The sequence below is a fragment of the Amycolatopsis sp. NPDC006131 genome (assembly GCF_040614175.1).
Taxonomy (GTDB): Bacteria; Actinomycetota; Actinomycetes; order Mycobacteriales; family Pseudonocardiaceae; genus Amycolatopsis_E; species Amycolatopsis_E tucumanensis.
Map to the genome: position 1 here is coordinate 70500 of NZ_JBEXTX010000004.1, position 18484 is coordinate 88983.

General features: G+C 71.0%; 17 protein-coding genes. 7 read left to right on the forward strand and 10 right to left on the reverse strand.

Annotated elements, in window-relative coordinates; genetic code table 11:
* The first annotated feature begins 93 nt into the window (after positions 1 to 93).
* Both ABZ215_RS04020 and ABZ215_RS04025 read left to right on the forward strand, forming a co-directional pair.
* Positions 94 to 633: a winged helix-turn-helix domain-containing protein gene (locus tag ABZ215_RS04020; RefSeq protein ID WP_020418375.1), complete on the forward strand. Its 540-nt coding sequence runs from the start codon at positions 94 to 96 to the stop codon at positions 631 to 633.
* Positions 630 to 1877 (forward strand): MFS transporter, encoded by a 1248-nt coding sequence (locus tag ABZ215_RS04025; protein ID WP_354947624.1) that lies wholly within the window; start codon positions 630 to 632, stop codon positions 1875 to 1877. The genes ABZ215_RS04020 and ABZ215_RS04025 overlap by 4 nt, the downstream gene beginning before the upstream one ends.
* Positions 1878 to 1953: 76 nt before the next feature.
* On the opposite strand, the gene ABZ215_RS04030 is transcribed toward ABZ215_RS04025, so the two are convergent.
* Both ABZ215_RS04030 and ABZ215_RS04035 read right to left on the reverse strand, forming a co-directional pair.
* Positions 1954 to 4236: an MFS transporter gene (locus ABZ215_RS04030; protein WP_354947763.1), complete on the reverse strand. Its 2283-nt coding sequence runs from the start codon at positions 4234 to 4236 to the stop codon at positions 1954 to 1956.
* 35 nt (positions 4237 to 4271) lie between these two features.
* Positions 4272 to 4769, reverse strand: coding sequence for a MarR family transcriptional regulator (locus ABZ215_RS04035; RefSeq protein ID WP_354708741.1), 498 nt, complete (start codon positions 4767 to 4769; stop codon positions 4272 to 4274).
* A 302-nt stretch (positions 4770 to 5071) separates the two neighbouring features.
* Here ABZ215_RS04035 and ABZ215_RS04040 point away from each other — a divergent pair, with 302 nt between their 5' ends.
* Entirely contained in the window at positions 5072 to 6244 is a 1173-nt protein-coding gene (locus tag ABZ215_RS04040; RefSeq protein WP_193354354.1) for a globin domain-containing protein, read from the forward strand.
* 10 nt (positions 6245 to 6254) lie between these two features.
* The gene (locus ABZ215_RS04045) at positions 6255 to 6962 is read left to right on the forward strand and encodes a dienelactone hydrolase family protein (RefSeq protein ID WP_237335560.1); all 708 of its coding nucleotides are present in this window, start codon (positions 6255 to 6257) and stop codon (positions 6960 to 6962) included.
* A gap of 57 nt (positions 6963 to 7019) precedes the next feature.
* On the opposite strand, the gene ABZ215_RS04050 is transcribed toward ABZ215_RS04045, so the two are convergent.
* The 6 genes from ABZ215_RS04050 to ABZ215_RS04075 all read right to left on the reverse strand — a co-directional run bounded on the left by ABZ215_RS04050 (position 7020) and on the right by ABZ215_RS04075 (position 13383).
* On the reverse strand, positions 7020 to 7448 hold the full coding sequence (locus tag ABZ215_RS04050) for a helix-turn-helix transcriptional regulator (protein WP_020418369.1): 429 nt from the start codon (positions 7446 to 7448) through the stop codon (positions 7020 to 7022).
* 5 nt (positions 7449 to 7453) lie between these two features.
* A complete protein-coding gene (gene dnaJ / locus ABZ215_RS04055) occupies positions 7454 to 8632 on the reverse strand; it encodes a molecular chaperone DnaJ (RefSeq protein ID WP_020418368.1) in 1179 nt (392 codons plus the stop codon).
* Between the two features lie 27 nt (positions 8633 to 8659).
* On the reverse strand, positions 8660 to 9346 hold the full coding sequence (gene grpE, locus ABZ215_RS04060; RefSeq protein WP_354947626.1) for a nucleotide exchange factor GrpE: 687 nt from the start codon (positions 9344 to 9346) through the stop codon (positions 8660 to 8662).
* Positions 9343 to 11199: a molecular chaperone DnaK gene (gene dnaK, locus ABZ215_RS04065; RefSeq protein ID WP_020418366.1), complete on the reverse strand. Its 1857-nt coding sequence runs from the start codon at positions 11197 to 11199 to the stop codon at positions 9343 to 9345. The genes grpE and dnaK overlap by 4 nt, the downstream gene beginning before the upstream one ends.
* A gap of 133 nt (positions 11200 to 11332) precedes the next feature.
* The gene (locus ABZ215_RS04070; protein WP_354947628.1) at positions 11333 to 12709 is read right to left on the reverse strand and encodes an alpha/beta hydrolase; all 1377 of its coding nucleotides are present in this window, start codon (positions 12707 to 12709) and stop codon (positions 11333 to 11335) included.
* Positions 12706 to 13383 carry a DUF4097 family beta strand repeat-containing protein gene (locus tag ABZ215_RS04075; protein ID WP_020418364.1) on the reverse strand — a complete coding sequence of 226 codons (678 nt, stop codon included), beginning with the start codon at positions 13381 to 13383 and terminating at the stop codon, positions 12706 to 12708. The genes ABZ215_RS04070 and ABZ215_RS04075 overlap by 4 nt, the downstream gene beginning before the upstream one ends.
* Positions 13384 to 13531: 148 nt before the next feature.
* Here ABZ215_RS04075 and ABZ215_RS04080 point away from each other — a divergent pair, with 148 nt between their 5' ends.
* Positions 13532 to 14074, forward strand: a complete 543-nt coding sequence (locus tag ABZ215_RS04080; protein WP_237335563.1) for a YbhB/YbcL family Raf kinase inhibitor-like protein — start codon at positions 13532 to 13534, stop codon at positions 14072 to 14074.
* Between the two features lie 140 nt (positions 14075 to 14214).
* Positions 14215 to 14520: a hypothetical protein gene (locus ABZ215_RS04085; protein WP_354947630.1), complete on the forward strand. Its 306-nt coding sequence runs from the start codon at positions 14215 to 14217 to the stop codon at positions 14518 to 14520.
* A 44-nt stretch (positions 14521 to 14564) separates the two neighbouring features.
* Here ABZ215_RS04085 and ABZ215_RS04090 read toward each other — a convergent pair whose 3' ends face one another.
* Both ABZ215_RS04090 and ABZ215_RS04095 read right to left on the reverse strand, forming a co-directional pair.
* Positions 14565 to 15125 (reverse strand): TetR family transcriptional regulator, encoded by a 561-nt coding sequence (locus ABZ215_RS04090; RefSeq protein WP_020418361.1) that lies wholly within the window; start codon positions 15123 to 15125, stop codon positions 14565 to 14567.
* The gene (locus ABZ215_RS04095) at positions 15122 to 15445 is read right to left on the reverse strand and encodes an SMR family transporter (protein WP_020418360.1); all 324 of its coding nucleotides are present in this window, start codon (positions 15443 to 15445) and stop codon (positions 15122 to 15124) included. The genes ABZ215_RS04090 and ABZ215_RS04095 overlap by 4 nt, the downstream gene beginning before the upstream one ends.
* Before the next feature lie 147 nt (positions 15446 to 15592).
* Here ABZ215_RS04095 and ABZ215_RS04100 point away from each other — a divergent pair, with 147 nt between their 5' ends.
* Positions 15593 to 17878, forward strand: coding sequence for a (Fe-S)-binding protein (locus ABZ215_RS04100; RefSeq protein ID WP_237335564.1), 2286 nt, complete (start codon positions 15593 to 15595; stop codon positions 17876 to 17878).
* The last annotated feature ends 606 nt before the right edge of the window (positions 17879 to 18484 follow it).

Sequence of the window (18484 nt, forward strand, 5' to 3'; positions counted from 1 at the left end):
CGACATCTACAACGTCAACAAACTTGAGCGTGTTCCGCTCAACCCTAATTTTTCCCCTTGCGCAATGGTCAAGATTCGTTGACCATTGCTGGCATGCCTGCCGATGATCAGTCCGAGACGTTCCGCGTCACCACCGACGAACAACTGCGCGCCGTGTCCAACCTGACGCGCCACCGGATCATGGCCGTGCTCCGCTTCGAGCCGGCCACGATCACGCAGATCGCCGAGCGGGTCGGTCTGGCGAAGGGGAGTTCCAGCTACCACGTGCGGCTCCTGGAGAAGGCCGGCCTGGTGAAGGTCGTGCGGACGCGCAAGGTCCGGGGGGTCGTCGAGCGGTACTACGCGATGACCGCGCGGAGCATCGAGCTGCCTGATCCGGGCGAGGGCGGGCCGGACGTGCTGATGCGGCACGCCGTGGCGGACCTGGAGGCATCGCCCGCGGACGGCGAGCGGCACGTGCGGATGGCGCACCTGCGGCTCACCGACGAGCAGTTCGCGGAGCTGGGAGCGCGGCTGCACGCGCTGGCGGACGAGTACCGGAAGCTGTCCGATCCGTCGCTGCCGGACACCTCGCTCGTCTTCGCGTTGTTCCACCCGGCGCAGGGCGCCAAGCCCGAAGGAGGCGCCAGATGACCTCGGACGTCCGGAAGACGCTGCCGACCGGGTTCGGCCGGCTGTGGACCGCGCAGACGATCTCCTCGCTCGGCGACGGGGTCACGCACGCCGCGTTGCCGCTAATCGCGTTGACGCTGACACGGGAGCCGATGGCGCTCGCCGTCGTGACGGCCGCGGGAACGCTGCCGTGGCTGCTCTTCGGGGTGCTCGGCGGTGCGCTGGTGGACCGCTGGGACCGGCGCCGCACGATGTGGGTCGCGGACGCGGCACGCGCGGTGCTGCTCGCGGTCCCCGCCGCGGCGGCGGTGTTCGACCTGCTGTCCATCCCGCTGCTCGCGATCGTCGCTTTCCTGCTCGGCCTCGGCGGGCTCTTCTTCGACACGGCGGCCTCGGCCTACCTGCCGGACCTGCTCCGCCGCGACCCCGCGCTCCTGGAGCGGGCCAACTCCCGGTTGCGTGGCGCCCAGACCGCCATGTCCGGCTTCGCGGGACCGCCCGCGGGCAGTGCGCTGCTCGCGCTCGGGCGGGCCGTCCCGCTGGTCGCCGACGCGGTGTCGTTCCTGTTCTCCGCACTGCTCGTGCGGACGCTGCCCGCCATGCCCAGGCCCGTGCCGGAGGTCCGCGAGTCGCTGCTCCGGCAGGCGCGGGCCGGCGCCTCCTACGTCTTCCGGGACCGCGTGCTGCTCGGGCTCGCGCTCCGCCCGGCGGTCGGGAACGTCGCCTTCCTCGCCGTGGAAACCGTTCTCGCCCTCTTCGCGCACGACCGCCTCGGCATCGGCACCGCCGGCTTCGGCCTGCTCCTCACGGCGGAGGCCACCGGCGGCCTGCTCGGTGCGGCCATCGCCTCCCCGCTGGGCAGGCGCCTGGGCACCGGCACCGCGCTGACCTGCACGGCCGCCGTCGAGGGGCTCGCCATCCTGGGCCTGGCCACCGCTTCGAACCCGTACCTGGCCGGGCTGGCGCTCGCCGTGTGCGGGGCCGGCATGGGCGCCACGATGGTGCTCGGACCCTCCCTCCGGCAGGCCATCGTCCCGGCCCACCTCATGGGCCGGGTCGCCTCCACCTCCCGGATGCTGGCCATGTGCGCCGCCCCGCTCGGGGCCTTCCTCGGCGGCTGGCTGGCCGCCACCTACGACGTCCGCACCCCGCTCTACGCCGCGGCCATCCTCCTACTGGCGATGACCGCCGTCACGGCGTCCATGACCAGCAACCGCCGGGTCGAAGCGGCGTTGCGGGCCGCCGCCCCGGCCGCCGTGTCGTGACGCTGCCGCCCCGGAAAAGCACGAAGACCGCCTCCCGGGGGATTGAGGCGGTCTTCGCGGGTCTGTAGTTCGCGGGTCAGCGCGGGTGCGTCAGCTCCACGTCACGCGAGAGCGGGGCGCCCGCGACGACTTCCAGCGGCGCCGCGACCGGGGCGTATCCGCTGGTCACGAGCGTGTAGTCGCCCGCGGGGAGGTCGCTGAAGGAGTACCGGCCGTCCTCGTCGGTCAGCGTCATCGCGACCACCTCGCCGCCCGCGTCGAGCAGCGTCACCTGGGCCTCGGCGACCGGGCGGTCGTCCCGGCCGGCGCGAACCACTCCGCCGAGCCGGGCGGTGAGCCCGAGTTCGACGTCGTGCGTGGCCTGCTCGCCCTCGGTGGTCGCCAGCGGCACCGCGGCAGGCTGGTGACCGGCGGCCGTGACGGTCAGCGTGTGCACGCCGCCCGGCACGTCGTCGAAGTGGTACCAGCCGTCGCCACCGGTGACGACCGACGACACCACCTCGCCCCGGTCGTCGGTCAGCACGAGCGTCGCGCCGCCGACCGGCTGGCCCGCGCTCGACCGCACCACGCCGCTGAGGCCACCGGCGCCGCTCATCTCGACGTCCCGGCGCACCGGCTGCCCGTCGACCGTGACCATCACGGCGCTCGGCTGGAACCGGGCCGCCGAGGTGATCAGCAGGTAGATGGCGTTCGGCGGGGCCGGCAGCCGGTAGCTGCCGTCGGCCGCGGTCAGCGTTCGCGCCACCTGCTGCCCGGACGAGTCGGTCAGCGTCAGGGCGGCCCCGGCCAGCGGACGACCCGACTGGCCGGTCACGACGCCGTGGACGGCCGGACCGGCGACCGGGGCCGCGACCGCCTCGGTGCTCTCGGTCAGGTCGATGCTGCGGCGCAGCGGGACCTCCTTGATGAGCACTACCGCGATCAGCGTCGCGATCGCGACGATCCCGCCTGCGAAGAAGATCGAGCCGATGCTGTCGCCGTAGGCGGCCCGCACGATCGACTGGATCGGCTCCGGCAGCGCGGCCAGGTTCAGGCTGCTGCCCGCGCCTGCCGATCCGCCCTGGATGCCCAGCGCGGCCAGCGCGCTCGACACGTGGCTGCTGACCTTCGCCGCGAGCAGCGCGCCCAGCGCGGACACCCCGGCCGAACCGCCCAGCGTGCGGAAGAAGGTCACCACCGAGGACGAGGAACCCATGTCCTTCATCGCGACGGTGTTCTGCACGACCAGCACCAGGTTCTGCAGCAGGGTGCCGACGCCGAGGCCGAGCAGTGCCAGGTAGGTGCCCATCAGCACCAGGTTGGTCTGGTGGTCGATCGTGCTGAGCAGGAACAGGCTCGCCACCAGCAGCACCGCGCCGCCGAGCATCCACGCCTTGGTCTTGCCGGTGCGCGAGATGACCTGGCCCGAGATGGTCGAGGACAGGAACAGCCCCAGCATCATCGGGATGGTCATCAGCCCGGCGTGCGTCGGGGAGTAGCCGCGGGCGAGCTGGTAGTACTGCCCGAGGAACACCGCGCCGCCGAACATCGCCGTGCCGACCGACAGGCTGCCGATCACCGCCAGTGTGAAGGTGCGGTTGCGGAACAACTTCAGCGGCACCACCGGGTCCGGCACCTTCGACTCGACGAACACCGCCAGCGCCAGCGCGACCAGTCCGCCGAGCACGTAGAACAGGGTCGACCAGGACCACCAGGCGAAGCTGCCGCCCGCCAGCGACACCCAGATCAGCAGCAGCGAGACGCCGCCGACGAGCAGGGTCGCGCCCAGCCAGTCGATCTTCACCTGCTGCTTGAGGACCGGCAGGTGCAGCGTCTTGCCCAGCACGATGAACGCGACCACCGCGACCGGGACCGTGATCCAGAAGTTCCAGCGCCAGCCGAGCGGCGAGTCCACGATCACGCCACCGAGCAGCGGGCCGGCGACGGTCGCCAGCGCGAACACCGCGCCGATGTAACCGCTGTAGCGGCCGCGTTCCCGCGGCGAGATCATCGCCGCGATCACGACCTGGATCAGCGCCTGCATGCCGCCGAGGCCGAGGCCCTGGACGGCGCGGAACGCGATCAGCTCGGGCATGGACTGGGAGATGCCGCCGAGCACCGAGCCGACCGTGAAGATCACGATCGACAGCTGGTAGAGCATCTTCTTGCTGAACAGGTCCGACAGCTTGCCCCAGATCGGGGTGCTCGCCGTGGACGCCAGCAGGGTGGCGGTGACCACCCACGTGTACTGGCTCTGCGAGCCGTCGAGGTCGGCCAGGATCGTCGGGAGTGCGTTCGAGACGATCGTGGAGGACAGCACGGCGACCAGCAGTGCCAGGAGCAGGCCGACGAACGCGCGCCCGACCTGGCGCCGCGTCATCGCCTCCTGGTTCGCTGTCGTGCTCACTTCGGGGATCACTTCCTCTTCTCCGCCGCCGGGTCCGGCGGGCAGGTGACCGGCGTCTGGCCGAGGGCCTCGCGCAGTCCTTGGTTCATCAGGGTCAACCGGGCGGTGAGTGCTTCGACCTCGTCGTCGGACCAGTCCGCGAGCGCGCGCCGGATGAAGTCGACGTGCAGCTGCCGCCACCGCTCGAGCTCGGCGCGGCCGGCTTCGGACAGGCTGATCAGGCTGGCGCGCCCGTCCTCTGGCGCCGGCCTGCGCTCGACCAGCCCGGCGGCGGTCAGCTGGCCGATCTGCCTGCTGATCACCGAGATGTCGACCATCTTGCGCTTCGCGAGGTCCGACGGGCGGCTCTCGCCGTGCACGTTGAGATCGGACAGCAGCATGGCGGCCGCGGGGTGCAGGCCGTCGTGCTCGCGCTGCCAGGACTGGTTGATCCAGGCGTGCTGCAGCTGGCCGGCCGCGCGCAGTTCGCGCATCAGCTGGACGGCCTTCTCGTCGCGGTCCCCCATGGACCCACCTCCTGGTTGGTTGTCACATACAACTATAGGAGCAGTAGTTGTATGCCACAACTATCTAAGTTGGTGACTTGTCCCACTGATGGAGGGGATCTCCGAACCACCCGGAAGGAGCAACTTCGCGAGGATTGCGACTGAGGCGGTTACCCTGCGACGGATCGTGTTCGCATTACCTGGCTACGATTAACCGAGTAGGGTGGATTATTCATGATCTTTTCACACGCTCACGTGCTATTGCGTGTTCATGAATAATCGACGGCGAGCATGAACGCGCACTACGGAGCAGCCCCGATCCCATGACAGCCGACCCCGTCAGCCCCGTTCCCCGGTCCGTGCACCGGGAGGCGCCCCCTGCCGTCACCGCGATGGTGCGCCTGATCCGGGACTCCTGGGTCAAGGCGGAGCCGTACCTGCCCGAGGTGACGCAGTTCTTCTACGGGATGCTGTTCACCCTCGCGCCCGCGACGCGGGACTTCTTCCCGATCAACATGGAGGTCCAGCGCAACCGCATGGTGCGCGCGCTGGTGCACGTCGTGCAGATGGTCGACCAGCCCGACGACCTGGTGCCGTTCCTGCGGCAGCTCGGGCGCGACCACCGCAAGTTCGGCGTGGTGCCGGGCCACTACGAGGCGGTGGGCACCGCGTTGCTCGCGGCGATGAAGACGCAGCTGGGCCCGGACTGGACCGACGAGGTCGAGCGGGCGTGGGCGGAGGCGTTCACGATCATCGCCCGGCAGATGCAGGAGGCCGCGGCCACCGACACGAACCCGCCGAACTGGTCGGCGCGGGTGGCCGAGCACCGGCGGCTGAGCTGGGACCTGGCGATGGTGCGGCTGGAGCCGGAGCAGCACATCCCGTTCCGGCCGGGGCAGTACCTGAGCGTCGAGGTGCCGCAGCGGCCGCGGTTGTGGCGGTACCTGTCGCCGGCGAACGCCCCGCGCCCGGACGGCTCGCTGGAGTTCCACATCCGCGCCATCGAGGGCGGCTGGGTGTCCCGGGCGATCGTCAGCCACACCCAGGCGGGTGACGTGTGGCGGTTCGGGCCGCCGCTGGGGACGCTGGGCGTGGACCGGGAGAGCGGCCGGGACGTGCTGATGGTCGCGGGCGGCACGGGTGTCGCGCCGATGCAGGCGATGCTCGACGAGCTGGGCCAGTGGGGCGAGAACCCGAAGGTGCACCTGTTCTACGGCGGCCGGACGCGCGAGGACCTGTACGCCCTGGAGGGGCTGCGGATGGTCGCGTCGTGCAACCCGTGGCTGACGGTGACGCCGGTGGTGGAGAACGGGCCGGGCCTGGTCGGCGGCGAGCAGGGCACGCTGGCCGACGTGGTGACCCGGTACGGCGCGTGGCCCGGCCACGACGTGCTGGTGTCCGGTTCGCCCGCGATGATCCGCGCGACGGTTTCCCGGATGCTGGTGGCCGGAACGGCACTCGATCAGATCAGGTACGACCCGTTCACGATCGACTAGCCTGCGACGGATGGACATTCCTGTCGCAGACGGAACCATCCGCGGCTATCTGGCCACCCCGCAGAGGGAGGTCTCGGGCGAGCCGCCGTGGCCAGGGGTCGTGATCGTGCACGACGCGGTCGGCCTGTCGCAGGACGCGAAGAACATCACCGACCGGTTCGCCACCGCCGGATATCTCGCGCTGTCGCCGGACATGTACTCGCGTGGCGGGCTCGTGCGGTGCGTGAAGTCGGTGTTCAAGGAGCTGGCGGCCGGGAAGGGGCGGGCGTTCGACGACCTGGACGCGGCGCGGTCGTTGCTGGCTGCGCGATCCGACTGCACTGGGCGGGTCGGGATCGTCGGGTTCTGCATGGGTGGCGGGTTCGCCCTGGTGGCGGCTTCCCGGGGGTTCGACGCGTCGGCTCCGTACTACGGTCAGCTGCCGAAGGATTTGTCTGTTTTGGACGGTGCTTGCCCGGTGGTGGCTTCGTTCGGGAAGAAGGACTTTTCCTTGCGTGGAGCCGCGGCGAAGCTGGAGCGGGAGTTGTCGGCTCGGGGGGTGCCGCATGACGTCAAGGAGTACCCGGGGGTCGGGCACAGTTTCGCCAATCAGTTCCACGGGCCGGTCAATGTGCTGCTGAAGATCGCCGGGATGAGCTATGACCGGGAGGCCAGCGAGGACGCTTGGCGGCGCGTGTTGGCCTTCTTCGCGGAGCACTTGGGGCGCGAGGCGGCGTAGAGCGCGTTCTGCTGAATGAAAGAAGGGCCCCGCGTGCTGCGGGGCCCTTCTGTGTTTTCATCGCCTGCGGCGTGGTTTCCACACCACCAGGGCGGTTTCCTGCTTCATCGGCACCAGGTCCTTGCGGTAGGAACGGTGCACGGCCGCCGCGGCTTGTTCGGCTGCCGCGTACGCGGTGGCGAGTTCTTCGGTCAGTTCGGCGATCCGGGACTGCAGCGCTTCGACCTGGTTCTCCAGCTCGATGATCCGCTTGATGCCCGCCAGGTTGACGCCCTCCTCCTGGGACAGGCGCTGCACCTCACGCAGCAGCGCGATGTCCCGCATGGAGTAGCGCCGCCCGCCGCCCGCGGTCCGGCCCGGGGAGACCAGGCCCATGCGGTCGTACGAGCGCAGGGTCTGGGCGTGCAGGCCGGACAGCTGAGCGGCCACGGAGATCACGAAGACCGGCGTCTCTTCGTCGGCCCCGTGCGGCAACCCGCCGAACACCTAGATCAACCCCTTTCGCGGAGCAGCTTCGTGATCTCCGGGCGCGGGTCGTGCTTCTCGGCGATCTTGGCGTACGCCTCGAGCGCCTCCCGCTCCGAAGACTCCAACCGCGACGGCACGGCCACCTGCAACGTGACGAGCAGGTCGCCCTGCGAGCCGTCCCGCTTCTTGATGCCCTTGCCGCGCACCCGCAGGACCCGGCCGCTGCCGGTGCCCTCGGGCACCTTCACCGAAACCTTCCCGTCCAGCGTCGGCACGGTGATCGTCGCACCCAGAGCGAGTTCGGGGTAGCTCACCGGGACCGTGATCGTCAGATCATTACCCGACCGGCCGAACACCGGGTCCGGGTTCACGTGCACCCGCACGTACAGGTCACCGGCGGCCGCGCCGCCGCGGCCCGGCTCGCCCTGGCCGGCCAGCCTGATCCGCTGGTTGTCGTCCACGCCCGCCGGCACCCGCACGGTCAGCGTGCGCGTCTGGGTGCTGACACCCTCGCCGCCGCACTCCGGGCACGGGTCGTCGATGATCCGGCCGCGGCCACGGCAGTCCGGGCACGGCTCGGAGAACGCGAACGCCCCCTGGCTGCGGCTCACCAGCCCGGCGCCCTTGCAGGTGGGGCAGGTGCGCGGCGTGGTGCCCGGGCGGGCGCCGTTGCCGTGGCACGTCGAACACGTCGCCGGGCTGGACAGCCGCAGCGGCAGGGTCGCGCCCTTCACCGCCTCGGCGAAATCGATCCGCACGTCCGTCTCGACGTCGGCGCCGCGCTGGCCGCGGGCGCCGGGGTTCTGCTGGCCCCGCCGGCCGAACAGGCCGCCGAGGATGTCGCCGAGCCCGCCGAAACCGCCCTGCGCGCCCGCGCCCGCGGTCTGCCCGAAGATGTCGCCGAAGTCGAAACCACCGGTGCCGCCCGCGCCGGGGAAGCCGAAGCCACCCGGCCCGCCGCCCGAACCGAACAGCCGCCGCGCCTCGTCGTACTCCTTGCGCTTGGCCGGATCCGACAGCACGCCGTAGGCCTCGGACACGGCCTTGAACTTCTGCTCGGCCTCCGTGTTGCCGGGGTTGGCGTCCGGGTGGTTCTCCCGCGCCAGCTTGCGGTAGGCCTTCTTGATCTCGTCCTGCGAAGCGTCGGAGGAGACGCCCAGCTCACGGTAGAAGTCCTTACCGATCCACTCCCGTGCACTCACCGGACGTCTCCTCCTCTCGCCTGTTCGTTACTGCTGTGCGTTCTCATCCGACAACTGCTCGACCGGGAGCTCACCCTCGACCGGGGCCTCGCCCGGCTCGTGGTCGGTGACGCCGACCAGCGCGGCCCGCAGCGTCCGGTCGCCGAACCGGTAACCACGGCGCAGCACCGTCGTCACCGTCGGCCCCGCCACCTCCGGCGAGGTGTTGTGCTGCACGGCCTCGTGCACGCTCGGGTCGAAGGGCTCGCCCTCCGCGCCGAACGGCTCGAGCCCGATCCGCTGCAGGCTCGCGACCAGCTTGTCCGCGACCGCCTTGAACGCGCCGGTGAGGTCGCCGTGCTGCTCCGCCCGCTCGAAGTCGTCGAGCAGCGGCAGCAGCTCGTTCACCACCGACGCCTTCGCGGCGCTGACCACGGCCTCGCGGTCGCGGTCGACGCGCTTGCGGTAGTTCGCGAACTCCGCCTGCAGGCGCTGCAGGTCGGCGGTGCGTTCCGCCAGTTCCTTCTCGACCTCGGACGGAGCCGCCACCGCGTCGTCCACGATGGACTCACCGAGCGACGGGCCCGCGTGGGCCGCCGGGGCTTCCGCCTCGGAAGCCTCCGGCTGGGTCCGCACCTGGCCGGTCTCGGGGTCGATCTTGCGCCGGTCCCGCACGACCAGAGGCTCGGTGACCGGCTCCTGCTCGTCGATCTCGTTCGAGTGGCGTCCCGTCACTTCTTCTCGTCCTCGTCCACGATCTCGGCGTCCACCACGTCGTCCGCGCCCTTGTCGCCGGACGCGCCCGCCGCACCCGAGTCAGCGCCCGGGTTGGCGCCACCGGCCTGCTGCGCGTTGGCGTACAGGGCGGTGCCCAGCTCCTGCGACGCGGTGTTCAGCTTCTCGATGGCTTCCTTGATCTTGGCCGTGTCGGTGCCCTTGAGCGCCTCGTTGGCCTCGTCGATCGCGGTCTTGACCTTGCCCTTGAGGTCCTCGGGCAGCTTGTCCTCGTTGTCCTTGACGAACTTCTCGGTCTGGTAGACCAGCGTCTCGGCCTGGTTGCGGGTCTCGGCCTCCTCGCGGCGCTTGCGGTCCTCCTCCGCGTGCGCCTCGGCGTCCTTGACCATCCGCTCGATGTCCTCCTTCGGCAGCGCGGAGCCACCGGTGATGGTCATCGACTGTTCCTTGTTCGTGCCCAGGTCCTTCGCCGTGACGTGCACGATGCCGTTCGCGTCGATGTCGAAGGTGACCTCGATCTGCGGCACGCCGCGCGGGGCCGGCGGGATGCCGGTCAGCTCGAACATGCCGAGCTTCTTGTTGTGCGCGGCGATCTCGCGCTCGCCCTGGAACACCTGGATCTGCACCGACGGCTGGTTGTCGTCCGCCGTGGAGAAGATCTCGGACCGCTTCGTCGGGATGGTCGTGTTGCGCTCGATGAGCTTGGTGAACACGCCGCCCTTGGTCTCGATGCCCAGCGACAGCGGGGTCACGTCGAGCAGCAGGACGTCCTTGACCTCACCCTTGAGCACACCGGCCTGCAGCGCGGCGCCGACGGCGACGACCTCGTCCGGGTTCACGCCCTTGTTCGGCTCGCGGCCGCCGGTCAGCTCCTTGACCAGCTCGGCGACGGCGGGCATGCGGGTGGAACCGCCGACCAGCACCACGTGGTCGATCTGGCCGACCGAGATGCCGGCATCGCGGATCACGTTGTTGAACGGCGCCTTGGTGCGGTCCAGCAGGTCGGAGGTGATCCGCTGGAACTCCGCACGGGACAGCGTCTCGTCCAGGAACAGCGGGTTCTTGTCCGCGTCGACCGTGATGTAGGGCAGGTTGATGTTCGCGCTGCTCGAGCTGGACAGCTCGATCTTCGCCTTCTCCGCGGCCTCGCGGATGCGCTGCAGCGCCATCCGGTCCTTGGTCAGGTCGATGCCGTGGCTGGCCTTGAACTTGTCCACCAGCCAGTCGACGATGCGCTGGTCCCAGTCGTCACCACCGAGGTGGTTGTCACCGCTGGTGGCGCGCACCTCGACGACACCCTCGCCGATCTCCAGCAGCGACACGTCGAAGGTGCCGCCACCGAGGTCGAAGACCAGGATGGTCTGCTCCTTCTCGCCCTTGTCCAGGCCATAGGCCAGCGCGGCCGCGGTGGGCTCGTTGACGATGCGGAGCACGTTCAGGCCGGCGATCTGGCCGGCCTCCTTGGTGGCCTGCCGCTGCGCGTCCTCGAAGTAGGCGGGGACGGTGATGACCGCGTCGGTGATCTCCTCACCGAGGTAGGCCTCGGCGTCGCGCTTGAGCTTCATCAGCACGCGCGCGCTGATCTCCTGGGCCGTGTAGGCCTTGCCGTCGATCTCGGTCTTCCAGTCGGTGCCGATGTGCCGCTTCACGGACCGGATCGTCCGGTCGACGTTGGTCACGGCCTGGTTCTTCGCCGGCTGGCCCGTCAGCACCTCGCCGTTCTTGGCGAACGCGACGATCGACGGGGTCGTGCGGGAGCCTTCCGAGTTGGCGATGACCGTCGGCTCGCCGCCCTCCAGGACAGCGACGACCGAGTTGGTCGTGCCGAGGTCGATGCCGACCGCTCGCGCCATGGTGTGTTCCCTCCTGGTCATGCTGTGTGCGCAGCCCCGGTGAGCTGCGGTTTCGCGCCCGCGTTGAGCGGGTGGTACTCAAGTTCTATCTCGGGCGCGTGTTGGGCGTCAATCAGACTTGAGTGCTGCTCGCTCAACCTTTCTGACAGGGTAACGAGCGGGTCTGCGGTGTTGTTCCCGGCGTACCCGAAATCAGGTAGGCCGCCTCGTGGGACCGCGCACAGGCGGAGTTGTAGACCCCGGTGTGGCCGTCCTCGGGGTAGGTGAGCAGCACGCTGCGCTCGATCCGGGCGGCGAGGCTGCGCGCCCAGGTCAGCGGCGTGGCCGGGTCGTGCTCCCCGCCGACCACCAGGATCGGCGGGGCCCCGCGAACGGGCTCGGCGTGCGGCGGGTTCGCCGCCGGGACGGGCCAGCCGAGGCAGCCCGACGCGAAGTCCCAGAACTCGGAGTAGCGCCAGCTGTGCGGCGCGGCTTCCCGGACCCGGTCGGCCGTCCGGCGCAGGTCCGCCGGGCCGGTGAAGGGCGACGGGAAGTCCTGGCAGCCGACGGCCCGGTAGGCGGGGTACTCGGCCGAGCCGAAGGGCATGGCCGAGGTCAGCGCGCTCGCGTCCGCCGGCGCGGCGCGCAGGGCGTCCGCCAGCCGCGGCCACAGCTGCGGGAAGTAGAGGTGCGAGTAGACGCCCGCTGCCAGCTCCTCGGGCGTGGCGTGGCGGCCGAGCTGCGCGGAGGGCGCGCCGGTGGTCATGAGCGCGTCGTAGCGGGCGAGCACGTCGTCGTCGCCGCAGTTGCTCGCGCACCACCGGGCGAAGCGCAGCAGGGCGTTCTCGGTGGCCGCGGCCGCGTCGAGGACGGCCTGCCGCATCGGCAGGGCGTGGTCGACCGCGCCGTCCAGGACCATGGCACGCACGTGGTGCGGGTGGCGGGCGGCGTAGAGCGCGCCGATCTCGGTGCCGTACGAGGCGCCGAGCCAGGAGATCCGCTCCTCGCCGATGGCGAGCCGGATCCGCTCGACGTCCTCGGCGACGGTGGCCGTGTCGACGTCGCGGGGTCCGCGGCAGCCGAGGCCGGCGTTCCGGTTGTGCGCCGCGAGCCGCGCGTAGCCGGCGTCGTCGGCGGGGAAGCGGCTGACCGCGGGGTCGTGCACCGGGCCGCATGTGATCGCCGGGGTGCTGCCGCCGACGCCGCGCGGGTCGAAGCCGATGACGTCGAACCGCCGGGTGAGCTCGGCGAACTCCGGCGTGGCGAGGCCGAGCCCGCCGTAGGCGACGACGTCGGCCCCGGATCCGCCCGGGCCGCCCGGGTTGACCAGCAGCGAGCCGATGCGGCGGGCCGGGTCGAGCGCGGGCAGGCGGGCCAGCCGCAGCGTCGCGCCGGGCACGTCGAGCTCGGCGCACTGCAGGCGCTGCGCGGTCTGCGGAGTGGCGCAGTCGCGCCAGGTCAGAGCGGGCGCGGCGGGGGTGGCGACGGGTGTGACCAGCAGGGTGGCGGCGAGGGCGAGTGCCGGGATCATGCCTGCTTCACGCTCGCGTCGCCGCTGGAGGTGCTGACGTCCAGGACGTACGGGGCCGACGGGTCCTGGACGACCTCGATCGACCGGTCGCCGCTCCTGGTCTCGCCGGTGACCCGGTAGCGGTCGGCGGGCACGACGACGCGGACGTCGCCGCTCTGGGCCTCGGCGCGGACGTTCTGGGCGGTGGCGAGGTCGACCTCGATGCTGCCCGACTTGGTGCGGGTCGTGACCGGGCCGGTGACGTCCTCGACGCGGATGTCGCCGGAACTGGCGGCCAGGTCGACCGCGCCGACCCCGTAGACGGTGAGGTTGCCGGAGCGGACCTCGCCGGTCACGGTGGTCCCGCGTGGGACTACCACCTCGTAGTCGACGGTGCAGTCCCCGCCGCAGCCGTCGAGGACCAGCTGGGCGCCGTCCAGGCGGAAGGCGCGGGCGGGCTGGTCGCCGTCGTAGTGGAGGACCTGGTTGACCGACGTCGTGGCGGTGTCCTCGACGCGGATCCGCACGTCACCGGAGTTGTTGTCGATGCGGACCGAGGACACCGGCTGGGCGACGGTTTCGGTGATCTCGGCGCGGTCCGAGATGCGCCACCAGTTCCAGTTCCACCCCAGTGCGAGCCCGATCCCGGCGACGATGAGCGCGATCCCGCCTATCGCGAGTGCCGGCTTGCGCATTGCGTCCTCCCCAGTGAACTTTGCTGTGCCGGTCACGCTATGGCCTGCGCGGGGCGCGCCGGTATCAGGGAAGCCCCCGGTTCGTCCCGGGGGTCACCCCGAACGGCACTAGGGTGATCACCGGCCACTCTGTGACGAGGAGGAATCGATGCCACAACCACCGAATCCGTACGAGTTCCTGCCGTCGGTGCCCGCCTTCACGGTGCGCAGCGACGACGTGGCGGACGGGGAGACGCTCGCGGCGCCGCACCTCAGCGGCATCTTCGGCGTCCCAGGCGGCGAGGACCGGTCGCCGCACCTGGCGTGGGAGGGCTTCCCGGCCGAGACCAAGAGCTTCGCCGTGACCTGCTACGACCCGGACGCCCCGACGGCCAGCGGGTTCTGGCACTGGGCGGTGTACAACATCCCGGCCTCGGTGACTTCGCTCCCGTCGGGCGCCGGGGACGCGTCGGGGTCCGGCCTGCCGTCCGGCGCCGTGACGGTGACCAACGACGGTGGCGTGCGGCAGTTCCTCGGCGCCGCGCCGCCGCCGGGGCACGGGCCGCACCGGTACTTCTTCGTCGTGCACGCGCTGAACGTGGAGTCCCTGGACCTCCCCGAGACGGCGACGCCCGCGTTCCTTGGCTTCAACATGTTCGGGGCGACGCTGGCGCGCGCGATGGTCGTGCCGGTGTACGAGAACAAGGGCTGAGTCCTTTCACCCCCGGATGAGGCGACGTGGCGGCGGCCGCCATGGTCGCCGGACCACGGGAGGCGGGATGTCCACGACCAGCGCGGTGAAGACCGGCGGGGTGCTCGGCACCGCCTGCGCTCGTCGGGGCCGCGACGTTCGTGACGTCCGGCGCGCTCGGCGACGTCTTCGGGCGCCGCCGGATGTTCGCGCTGGGTCTCGGGCTGTTCGTGGTGTCGTGCGCCCTGATGGCGCTCGCGCGCGGCGGGTGGATGGTCGTCGTCGGCCGGGTCGGGCAGGGTGCCGCAGGCGCGGCCTGGTGGTCGGTGCCCACCGTGGTCTGCCTTGCCGTCACGGCGCTCGCCTTCCCGGTGGTGGAGCGCCCGATGGCCGCGCCGCTGGTCGACCTGCGCTGCTGCGGAACCCGGTGCTGGTCGGCGCGACGCACCCAGCGGCCGAACGCGTGACCGCGACCGCGGCGGTCGCCCACACGGTGCCGGTCCCGCACTGATCACCGGGGTTTCAGCAGGTACTCCACGGTCGGCCGGAGCTCCTCGGCGGTCGGCGGCTCGTCGTCGATCAGGCCCTGGATCAGCAGCCCGTCGATCCCGGCCAGGAACACCCGCAGCGCCACCAGGTCGTCCGGCCGCACCATCGTGGTCAGCACGTCCAGCCACCGCCGCGCCGCCGGCCGCAGCTCGGGCCGGCGCGCGGCCAGCAGGTACAGCTCGTACTCCGCCATCGTCCGGCCCCGGCGCGGGCCCAGCGCCTCCGCGAGCAGCGTCGCCACCTCGGACGCGCCCCGGCTGCCCCGCGACCTGGCCCGGTCGATCGTCCAGTACACCTCGGTCGCCATGTCGCGCGCGCACGCGATCAGGGTCGCGATCAGCAGGTCGTCGAGCGTCTCGAAGTGGTAGGTCGTGGACGTCGTCGGCACCCCGGCCTCGGCCGCGACCGTCCGGTGCGTCACCCCGGCCACGCCGTCCCGCTCGATCACCCGCAGCGTCGCGTCGATGATCTCCTGCCGCCGCTTCTCGCCGCGGGCCCGCCGCCCGTCGCGCTGGGGCTTCACGCCGAACCCACCTCGATCAGCACCACACCGCCGATGACCAGCGCCAGCCCGGCGACGATCGTCGGGTTCACCGGCTCGCCCAGGAACAGCACGCCGATGATCGCGACCGCCGCGACGCCCACCGCGGCCCAGATCGCGTACGCCACCCCGACCGGCATCCCGCGCTTCAGCACGCTCGCCAGCGCCGCGAACGCGACGAGGTACCCGGCCACGACGATCACCGACGGCCACAGTTTGGTGAAGCCCTCGGACAACTTCATCGAAACAGTGGCGGTGACCTCGGCCGCGATGGCCAGAGCGAGCAGCAGATAGGCGACCATCCCGCCAAACTACCGGTACGATCGTCCCGATATCCAGCGAGTCCTACGCCACACTCGTGGGACTCAACTCGCGCCGATCGGTTACTCATGAGTAAATCCGGTTAGGCTCCCGCCAACCCACCACATCACGGACGAAAGGCCCCGATCATGGGTGCACTGCAGATCACGCTCGGCGTGGTCGGCGTCGCCGTAAGCATCGTCGCTTGGATCATGTTCGGCACCGGCGTGTACCGGATGGTCCGGATCATCCGGCTCGGTCAACCGGACGCGACGCGCAACGGCCCGTTCGGGCCGCGCATCATGACGCTGATCAAGGAGTTCGCCGCCCACACGCGGATGAACAAGTTCCGCCACGTCGGCCCGTGGCACTGGCTGGTCATGTGGGGCTTCCTGATCGGCTCGCTGTCCTGGTTCGAGGCCTACGGCGAGACGTTCGACCCGCACTTCCACTGGCCGATCATCGGCAACTGGAGCATCTGGCTGCTGCTCACCGAACTGCTCGGCCTCGGCACCGTCGTCGGCGGTCTCGCGCTGGTGATCATCCGCCAGCTGAACCACCCGCGCCGCGCCGACCGGCAGTCGCGCTTCGCCGGGTCGAACTTCAAGCAGGCCTACTTCGTCGAGACCGTGGTGATCGTCGAGGGTCTCGGCATCCTCGGCGTGAAGGCGTTCAAGATCTCCAGCGGCATCGAGGACCCGGCGCTGTGGACGAGCTTCGTCACGAAGCCGCTCGCCGAGATCCTGCCCGCCAGCACGGTCGCCGTCACGATCACCGCGCTGGTCAAGCTGCTGTCCGGCATGATCTGGCTCTACATCGTCGGCCAGACGCTCACCATGGGCGTTGCCTGGCACCGCTTCAGCGCCTTCTTCAACATCTACTTCAAGCGCGAGGCCGACGGCGGCACCGCGCTGGGCGCGCTGAAGCCGATGATGAGCGGCGGCAAGCCGCTCGACTTCGAGGAGGCCGACCCGGAGAAGGACGTCTTCGGCGCCGGCCAGATCGAGGACTTCAGCTGGAAGGGCTGGCTCGACTTCACCACCTGCACCGAGTGCGGCCGCTGCCAGTCGCAGTGCCCGGCGTGGAACACCGGCAAGCCGCTGTCGCCGAAGCTGGTCATCACCCAGCTCCGCGACCACGCCTACGCGAAGGCGCCGTACCTGCTCGCGGGCGGCAAGAAGGACGTCACGGGTGAAGAGGTCGGCCTGACCGGCGAGAACCCGTACGCCGGCATCGACGTGCTGGCGCTGGCCGAGGCCGAGCGCCCGCTGGTCGGCGACGACGGCGGTGTGATCGACCCCGAGGTGCTGTGGTCGTGCACCACCTGCGGCGCGTGCGTGGAGCAGTGCCCGGTGGACATCGAGCACGTCGACCACATCGTCGACATGCGCCGCTACCAGGTCATGATCGAGTCGAACTTCCCGACCGAGCTGAACGGGATGTTCAAGAACCTGGAGAACAAGGGCAACCCGTGGGGCCAGAACGCCAAGGACCGGATGGCCTGGGCCGAGGACCTGGACTTCGAGGTGCCCGTGTTCGACGGCGAGCTGGGCGACACCGAGTACCTGTTCTGGGTCGGCTGCGCCGGCGCGTTCGAGGACCGGGCGAAGAAGACCACCCGCGCGGTGGCCGAGCTGCTGCACATCGCGGGGGTCAAGTACACCGTGCTCGGCCCGGAGGAGTCGTGCACCGGTGACCCGGCCCGCCGCGCCGGCAACGAGTTCCTGTTCCAGATGCTCGCGCAGCAGAACGTCGAGGTGCTGAACTCGGTGTTCGAGGGCCGGGAGGCGGGCAGCCGCAAGATCGTCGCGACCTGCGCGCACTGCTTCAACACCCTCGCCAACGAGTACCCGGACCTCGGCGGGAAGTTCGAGGTCGTGCACCACACGCAGCTGCTCAACCGCCTGGTGCGGGAGAAGCGGCTGGTGCCGGTCGCGCCGATCGCCGACGACGTCACCTACCACGACCCGTGCTACCTGGGCCGCCACAACAAGGTCTACGAGGCGCCGCGTGAGCTGGTCGGCGCGTCGGGGGCGCAGTTCCGCGAGATGCCGCGGCACGGCGACCGGTCGATGTGCTGCGGCGCCGGTGGCGCCCGCATGTGGATGGAAGAGAAGATCGGCAAGCGGATCAACATCGAGCGCGTCGACGAGGCGCTCGGCACCGCGCCGTCGAAGATCGCGACCGGCTGCCCGTTCTGCCGCGTCATGCTCACCGACGGTGTGACCGCGCGGCAGAACGACGGCAAGGCGAGCGAGAAGGTCGAGGTCGTCGACGTCTCGCAGCTGCTGCTGTCGGCGGTCAAGCGCCGCCCGCAGCCCGCGCCTGCGCCCGGCGCGGACTCGCTGCCGGCCGTCGAGTCGGACCCGCTGGAGGCCGACGCCCCGACGGACAAGGTGTCGACCGGCACGCCGCTGCCGACCGAGGACAAGTAACTTCCGGTGCACACGAAGGCCACCCCGCCGCGGCGGGGTGGCCTTCGTCGTTACCGCCCGCGGGACGGTTCGACGGGAGTGCCTCGGGTGCCGCGCGACCCGCCGGGGCGGACGTGCGGCCGGGCGGGCGCCTTCACCGTCACCACCCGTTGGGCCGCCACCGGCGGCGGAATTGCCGCCCACCGCGCTGCGGAGTGGGTGCGTCGCTGGCCGCGCGGCTCGGTGGGGCGGCCGGTCGGGCGCCCACCGCAGCGCGCCACCCGCGGGGCAGGTGCGCCGCCCGTGGGCGGGTGCGTCGCTGACTCCGAGTTCCACCCTCGCGCACGCGGGTTCCACCCCTGCGCCAGCGCGTTCCGCACGGCGGGCGCCTTCGCCGCCACCACCCGCAGGGCCGCCACCGGCGGCGGATTGCCGCCCACCGCAGCGCGCCACCCGCGGGGCAGGTGCGCGCGCGTGGGCGGGCGCGTCGCTGACTCCGAGTTCCACCCTCGCGCACGCGGGATCCACCCCCGCGCCAGCGCGTTCCGCACGGCGGGCGCCTTCACCGTCACCGCCCGTTGGGGTCTCGACACCCGGGTTATCCTGTTCGTCACGCTGCCGACGCTG

Bases quoted from the DNA above. Each gene is read 5' to 3' on its own strand.
- ABZ215_RS04095 (WP_020418360.1), bottom strand. From the start codon at position 15,445: ATGGTCGCCTATCTGCTGCTCGCTCTGGCCATCGCGGCCGAGGTCACC.
- ABZ215_RS04040 (WP_193354354.1), top strand. From the start codon at position 5,072: ATGACAGCCGACCCCGTCAGCCCCGTTCCCCGGTCCGTGCACCGGGAG.
- ABZ215_RS04075 (WP_020418364.1), bottom strand. From the start codon at position 13,383: ATGCGCAAGCCGGCACTCGCGATAGGCGGGATCGCGCTCATCGTCGCC.
- ABZ215_RS04070 (WP_354947628.1), bottom strand. From the start codon at position 12,709: ATGATCCCGGCACTCGCCCTCGCCGCCACCCTGCTGGTCACACCCGTC.
- ABZ215_RS04100 (WP_237335564.1), top strand. From the start codon at position 15,593: ATGGGTGCACTGCAGATCACGCTCGGCGTGGTCGGCGTCGCCGTAAGC.
- ABZ215_RS04045 (WP_237335560.1), top strand. From the start codon at position 6,255: ATGGACATTCCTGTCGCAGACGGAACCATCCGCGGCTATCTGGCCACC.
- dnaK (WP_020418366.1), bottom strand. From the start codon at position 11,199: ATGGCGCGAGCGGTCGGCATCGACCTCGGCACGACCAACTCGGTCGTC.
- ABZ215_RS04080 (WP_237335563.1), top strand. From the start codon at position 13,532: ATGCCACAACCACCGAATCCGTACGAGTTCCTGCCGTCGGTGCCCGCC.
- ABZ215_RS04030 (WP_354947763.1), bottom strand. From the start codon at position 4,236: ATGACGCGGCGCCAGGTCGGGCGCGCGTTCGTCGGCCTGCTCCTGGCA.
- ABZ215_RS04025 (WP_354947624.1), top strand. From the start codon at position 630: ATGACCTCGGACGTCCGGAAGACGCTGCCGACCGGGTTCGGCCGGCTG.
- ABZ215_RS04035 (WP_354708741.1), bottom strand. From the start codon at position 4,769: ATGGGGGACCGCGACGAGAAGGCCGTCCAGCTGATGCGCGAACTGCGC.
- ABZ215_RS04020 (WP_020418375.1), top strand. From the start codon at position 94: ATGCCTGCCGATGATCAGTCCGAGACGTTCCGCGTCACCACCGACGAA.